Annotated in this window: 8 protein-coding genes; all 8 read left to right on the forward strand. The window is 36.7% G+C overall.

Annotation, left to right across the window (positions count from 1 at the left end; translation table 11 throughout):
• On the forward strand, positions 1–887 hold an 887-nt coding region (locus H6A32_RS15340; RefSeq protein ID WP_430749599.1), incomplete at its 5' end, for a MerR family transcriptional regulator.
• Positions 888–1,055: 168 nt separating this feature from the next.
• The gene (locus tag H6A32_RS15345; RefSeq protein ID WP_204864769.1) at positions 1,056–1,529 is read left to right on the forward strand and encodes an RNA polymerase sigma factor; all 474 of its coding nucleotides are present in this window, start codon (positions 1,056–1,058) and stop codon (positions 1,527–1,529) included.
• A complete protein-coding gene (locus H6A32_RS16950; protein ID WP_204864770.1) occupies positions 1,480–2,595 on the forward strand; it encodes an anti sigma factor C-terminal domain-containing protein in 1,116 nt (371 codons plus the stop codon). Before H6A32_RS15345 ends, H6A32_RS16950 begins: the two co-directional genes overlap by 50 nt.
• A 136-nt stretch (positions 2,596–2,731) precedes the next feature.
• Positions 2,732–3,130 (forward strand): hypothetical protein, encoded by a 399-nt coding sequence (locus tag H6A32_RS15355; protein ID WP_204864771.1) that lies wholly within the window; start codon positions 2,732–2,734, stop codon positions 3,128–3,130.
• A 26-nt stretch (positions 3,131–3,156) separates the two neighbouring features.
• Positions 3,157–3,603, forward strand: a complete 447-nt coding sequence (locus H6A32_RS15360; RefSeq protein WP_118636682.1) for a GNAT family N-acetyltransferase — start codon at positions 3,157–3,159, stop codon at positions 3,601–3,603.
• 315 nt (positions 3,604–3,918) lie between these two features.
• On the forward strand, positions 3,919–4,362 hold the full coding sequence (locus H6A32_RS15365; protein ID WP_087166896.1) for a hypothetical protein: 444 nt from the start codon (positions 3,919–3,921) through the stop codon (positions 4,360–4,362).
• Positions 4,363–4,418: 56 nt separating this feature from the next.
• A complete protein-coding gene (locus tag H6A32_RS15370; protein ID WP_204864772.1) occupies positions 4,419–5,576 on the forward strand; it encodes a WYL domain-containing protein in 1,158 nt (385 codons plus the stop codon).
• Position 5,577: 1 nt separating this feature from the next.
• The gene (locus H6A32_RS15375; protein WP_204864773.1) at positions 5,578–6,378 is read left to right on the forward strand and encodes a DUF6994 family protein; all 801 of its coding nucleotides are present in this window, start codon (positions 5,578–5,580) and stop codon (positions 6,376–6,378) included.
• The last annotated feature ends 99 nt before the right edge of the window (positions 6,379–6,477 follow it).

The following is a 6,477-nucleotide window of genomic DNA, read 5'->3' on the forward strand; positions in this document are numbered from 1 at the left end:
AGAAAAACAGCTTAAAACTGTTGCAATTACTCATGATATTATGCAGTTACAACTTCATAAAGTTTTCAATGTGCAGTTACAACTTCAATGTTGCAGTAAGGATTTCAATTAACCAAAAACTGATTGTTCCTGTAAGAAATGAAAGAAACGGTTATAGAGACTATTCCAATAGAGATATAGAGAATCTTAAAAAGATTGCATATCTTAGAACATTGGGAATTTCTATTGAGGATATACGAAGTATTATATCAGAAAACGTATCATTACGGGAAGTGATCCAAAAACAAAATAAAATACTAAGAGGTCAGATTAGTGAATTAAACAGAGCAAAAAAACTGTGTGAAAAAATGCTTGACGAAGAAACTATAGAGTATAGTGACTTAAAAGTAGAACAGTATGTGGCAGAATTAGAGAAATATTGGAGTGATAATAAGCCTGTGTTCAAATTGGATTCGGTTAGCTTTTTGTATATATGGGGGAGCTTTGTTACATGGACAATAATTACGGTAGTATGCTTATTGATAGCTTTATTGTTTTACACAAAGTTGCCGCCGAAAATTCCTGTACAGTGGAGCGATGGGGCAGTGTCCTCATTGGTGGACAAGAAATTTATTTTTGCTTATCCGATAGCGTGTATTGTAATCCGTTATTTTGTCAGGCCGATTATTTACGGAAAATTGCAGATGAATTTTTATTGTGAGGTTATGACAGAGTATTTAACAAACTATATGTGCTTCCTTGCTTTATCAGTGGAACTTTTTTCTATACTTTTTATTTATGGAATAGTAAAAAATATTATAGCAATGTTAGTTGTAGATACAGTCGTATTGATTGGCGTATTGATAAGAGGGCTTGCTAAAAAGAATTCAGGTACAATGGAAGTTTAGCACTGACCAATTTATGGGATATAAATGATGGAGTCCAAAGCGTAGAGAGGGTCGTAAAGTCATCCAAATCAGATGATGGAGCGGCCCTCTCTTTTTATGTGTAACATATTGACATTTAATTTGTTATATGGGTAGATAGGATTAAGTTATGAAAAAGAGGTGAGATGCTTGGAAGAAAAAATGATAAAACAATTATATCATCAGTATGGAAAAGAATTGTTTTTGTATTTGTATTCTATGTGCCAGCAAAAAGAGTTGGCAGAAGACTTATTACAAGAAACTTTCTTAAAAGCAATCCTGGCATTACCGGAATATCACACAAATATGCGGGCATGGTTGTATAAAGTCGCAAGAAATCTTTTTTACAATTTGTATAAACGAAACAGGCGGGAAATTTGTGATGAGGAATATTTGAAGAAGATTTCTAAATTAGAGGTTGACGAATTTCTAGAAGAATATATTTCCAAACAGGAGACAAGAATTTTGTACACAGCAATGCAAAAATTATCCCCTGTTAAGAGGGAAGTACTGGAGCTACAGTATTTTGGGCAGATGCCATTAAAAGAAATTGCCGGAAGAACTTCAAAAGAAAGTGGAGCAGGATATCGAAAGACAAGAGGCAATCAGCGAATATTTATTTGAAAAAGATGAATTAGGTGAAGAATTACATGTTGAGTATAATCAAAGTGAAGAATACGACAAAACAGAACAATTTGCAGGTATGATTAAAAAAAGTATTCGTAAGGCATTTATAAAAATGGGGATTATCACTGGAAGTATTGTCATTGTGATTGTATGTTTGATTTTGTTTGTATTTCCTAACATTGTTTCATTGTTTTATTATGACCCGGGAAAGGAGATATTTGAAAATACAAATCAAATGAGTTTGGATCTCAGGGTGTATACAGAATTAAAAATTCCAGGATATGTTCGGGATAATGTTGTAGTACGAGATAAAGGTTATGGAAATTATGATATCAACATTTATCAAAATGTTTCCTATAATGGGAAATTTACGAATATTGCAGGTGCCTTGAATAAAGGAAATTTGAATCTTTATGATATGAATTTGCTAAATCCACCTCACGATAATGTATTTGCCTGGTTTCAGTTAGAGGATTTGAAAGAACAATCGCTTCGTGAGATAGAGGCAGCGGGCAAAGAGATGTTTTTCTCAGGTGGAACCAGAGAACAGGCCACAGAAGCTCTTCAAGGCTTAGAAGAAAATGTAAAGTATGTTTTTTATGCAACATTGGATAAAATGGTCGATTACAATGAATTTGTTAAATTTAAAAAGGAAAAGAATTCATATGCTAACTGGTGTGCCGTATATACTGGAGGAAGAAATCAAAATCTGGGCATTGAGTGCGAATTGTTACGTTCATGTAATCTGGGATGGGACACAAAGGAATATCCAGAGATGATTATATGGAATCATGACGAAGAAACGCAGCCTTTGGAGAATAAAATTGAGAATACAGAGGTTATGCAGACCCATTTTGAAAGTATGCTGAGATATATGGGAGAACAAGAATCATTTTTAAAAATGATGAATGAGACTTCTGAAATATACAAAGAGGCAGCAGAGTATATCGAAGAGAATGGAATGCTTATTTATGGGTATTCGGGAATTGCGAAAAAGGAAGAATTGCTAAACATGAATGAGTGGTCGGAAATTTATGCAATAGAAGTGAGTGAATTGAGATAATTCAGAATGAAGGACAAAATGAAGGGCAAGGAGTTATTTATGACTCCTTGCCCAAGTGCTTTTCAATTATAGAAAAATTAATCTTGTTACTCTTGTTTCAATCTTGGTAAAATAATAGAAAAGGAGTAAATAGAACATGAATAAAGAATGGTCTGAACTTAATAAAACAATGCAGGGACAAATTAAAAAGAAAGATACATATAAGATGGGGGTTGATACTTTGTTCAGTTTACGAAGTCAGTTAATGCAAACCTTAGTATCTTTAAAAGAGGAACTACGCAGAGAAGATTTTAACTCGATCCCGTTCATTAATGCTGATGGCTATCATAGTAAGACGATCGCTTATTCGATCTGGCATATTTTCCGTATTGAAGATATCGTAGCACATTCGGTGATAAAGGAAGATGAAAAAGCAAATTGGCTGATTGATTATTGGTGCAATAAAGATATTCGTGGACTAATTCAAATGCCGTTCTCCAGACATTGGATTATGCACACAGAAGCCTGTTTGCGTATAAAAAATAAGATACAATAGACATTTAATTGAAGGGAGGTTATTTTATGGAATCTTTGGAGAAGATCTTTGAAAGCAACTGGGGAAGTGTTTTTATGATATATGATTCAAAAAAAATAAACCTTTTGGAGATTGAACATATAAAAATATTAAGCAATAATACTTTGGAAGGTATTATAACATTTTTTGAGGATCCGGTTGCGATACATATCGTTTCATTAAATTCCTTTGTTTCTGGAAAAGGGATTGGAAAACGTTTGCTTGAAAAAATTGAAGCTATCGCAAAACAACGAGAAAAGCAAACTTTGTATGTGGAAACAACAAATGATAATTGCAATGCAATTAAGTTTTATCAAACATATGGATTTGATATGTATCAATTACAAATCGATGAGGTCAGTAATCAACGTATTTTGAAGCCATCGATCCCGGTCAGTGGTTGTTATGGAATTCCAATAAAACACATAATTAAATTTAAGAAATGTATACATTAATCTTCTTACTCTGATCCGTAATCACCAGAAGAATTTTATATACTGCTTTTTCATCGCATTTTTGCTGATCTGACTTGTGCTGTTAGTTGTAGTACTGGCAATTTTGATTACCACTCCACTGGGAGCGATTGGCATGGATTTAACTTACAAAAGATTATTGACACGGGAAAGAGTGAATAAAAGTGGAGAGGTTAAAATAGTGAAAAAATGTTAAATGGGCGGATTTTTCCGCCCATTTACTTTGTATAATGAAAAGCGTAACTTACATGGAAAAGAGAATATGTGATTCTTGAGAATCAAGAAAGAGGTGCTTTTATGGGTTTACCGCAGAAAAACATACTGATCAATCATTTTCAGGCTGTCGAAGATTATCTGAAACTGGATGCAAGAAATGGAAAGCATCTGCGATTTATTGAGTTGATGAAGAACAGATATATCCCTGAAGTGCAGAATCTTTTAGAAATTATTCCGGAAAGCTTTCATCCGACAGAACTTCAGAAGTTTTACGAACATACCGGGCTAAAGATACTGGTTGAGATCTACAACAGTGAATATGAAGTGACGATGTATGACAGGAAAGGGAAATACCCGAGAGAGGATGCCGTTATCTGGAATAAAGATTTTAGAGAGCAGGTAGCTGAGCATCCGGAATGGCTTGAACCGCAGGAGAAAGCAGATCTGCTGATTCGTTGGATTTTCCCTCTTGAGGAAAAGAAAGAGAATATCGTTGTACATCATTATCAGTTTATATTAAGATAAAAGAAAAGGGGGCGGGGCTAAATGCCCTTGCCCTGTAGTTTGAAAGGAAATGGTGTATGGCAGAGCGGTATTCAAATAAACCATCCAAATATGAGAGATCCTACAGAATACTTGAGTATCTGAAAAAGAATACGGATCAGGAGCATAAGGTGAAGCAGTCAGATCTGAGAAAGATTGAGTATTTGAAGCAATATATCGGGAACAAGGAAACATTTAATGATACTATAGTGAATATGGCAAATGCCATGAATTCGGACAGTAACGAAATGATGAATCCGGAGGAAGAATGGAGAATTATTTTCGATGCATTTGCCAGGCGATATGGAAGCGGGGGGAATGCGGAAGAAGATGATGAAGAGGATACTCAACGGATGCCGATCCGGGGACTGTATTATAATCATATATTTTCTTACGACGAGATAAACAGTCTGATAGAAGGGATCTTATTTTCAAAGACGATCGCACCTGAAGACGGGGAGAAACTCATAGAAAAGATAGAGAGCCATCTTACAACAAAATTTTATCCTAAGGGAGCAAAACAGATTTGCAGAGTGAATGAACCGCAGCTTGCGGATCAGGGGCGAATACGAGAGAATCTCAAGATGATCCAGCAGGCGATTGAGGAGAGAGTGCAGATCAGATTTCGGTTTTATGGCTACAACAGGAGAAAGGAACTGGAACCTGTCAGGAAAGAGAAAGATACAGTGAGCCCGTATTACCTTGTTGCAAATGGAGGAAAATATTATCTTCTGGCATGTAAAGAGGTGACGATCAACGGAGAAATTGTCCGGAATATGTCTATCTGGAGAGTGGATTTGATGGGAGAAATGGAGATACCGGGACGTGATGAAAAGCTTGGAATTCCAGGAATTCCGGCATTGAAAAAAGAGAGCGTGGAAAATCTTCCAAAGCAATGGAGTGAAGACTTTCATCTTTCACACCTTAACATGGCTTTTGATGAGCCGGTAAAAATCAGATTGAAGATAACAAGAGTGCGGGAAAAGGCAGACTATACTTTTCTTCACGACTGGTTTGGAGATACATTCCGATTCGTGGGAAAGAGTGATATTGTGGAGGTAATGTGCAGCCCGTTTGCAATGGTGAACTGGGCACTTCAATATAGTGACCGGGTGGAAGTTCTGGAACCGGAGAGTATCAGACGCCAGGTGGCGGAGAAAGCCAGGAGATTATATGAAAAATATGGAGAAAATTAAGATGAACAGAGATTATTGCTATATTGATGATGTTCTGGAAATGAAAAATAAAGGAGCATTTGATCCCGAAAAATATTGCTATGATAAGGATTGTGGCAGGAAGAGCCTGGATCCGGATTGCCGGAGTCATAGATTATATGAAGATCTGGCAAAAGTGTTTGGTGGGAAAACGAATTATGCGGAAAATGAGTTGTTATTTTCAAAAACAGAGGAGACGGAACTTACGGATGAGGAAGGTCGTAGATACGGGTCAGACTACATCGGACCTTCCTGGAACTGGGCCAGACTGGAATATGGATTTACAGACAGGGAGATCGGAGAGGGATTGAAGAGGACCAGACTTCTCGGAGGGCATATGCTTTGGTTGAGAAAGACTCCTTCCATCAACACAACGAAAGGCGGAAAAGGTATCTATGACAGGATCGATTTGTGTCTGGATGAAATCAAGAATGCCTATGAATGTGGGTTTGAAGGGGTATCCAGCCATAAACAGTCTTTGTGGCAGGAGATCTGTGAAGAAAAAGAATGGTTCGAATTATTTGGAAGAGGATGGAAAGGGTTTTCAAACTTTATTGATTTCTTCCTGCTCAATGATTATGTGAATGGGAACTATGACGTCATCTCCCTGTCCATATCCAACTGCAGGGAAGGATGTTATGAGCTGGTAAAAGAAGAATGCCGGCGTATCAATCAATACAAGATCAGTACAAAAAACAACTGCTATTTACCGGGGAGACAATTTGGCCTGAACCTTCAGGAGGATGAAGCGAAAGCGGCGTACAGACAGTATATTAATAACTAAGACTTCCCATACCTGAAATGGGCTTCGCTCCTTGAAAATTCAATATTTCAGCTGACAAAATAGTGATTTATGCCCCTATAGACTCTGGATGGAGTGCGT

The organism is Drancourtella massiliensis, from assembly GCF_016900655.1.
Taxonomy (GTDB): domain Bacteria; phylum Bacillota; class Clostridia; order Lachnospirales; family Lachnospiraceae; genus Sellimonas; species Sellimonas catena.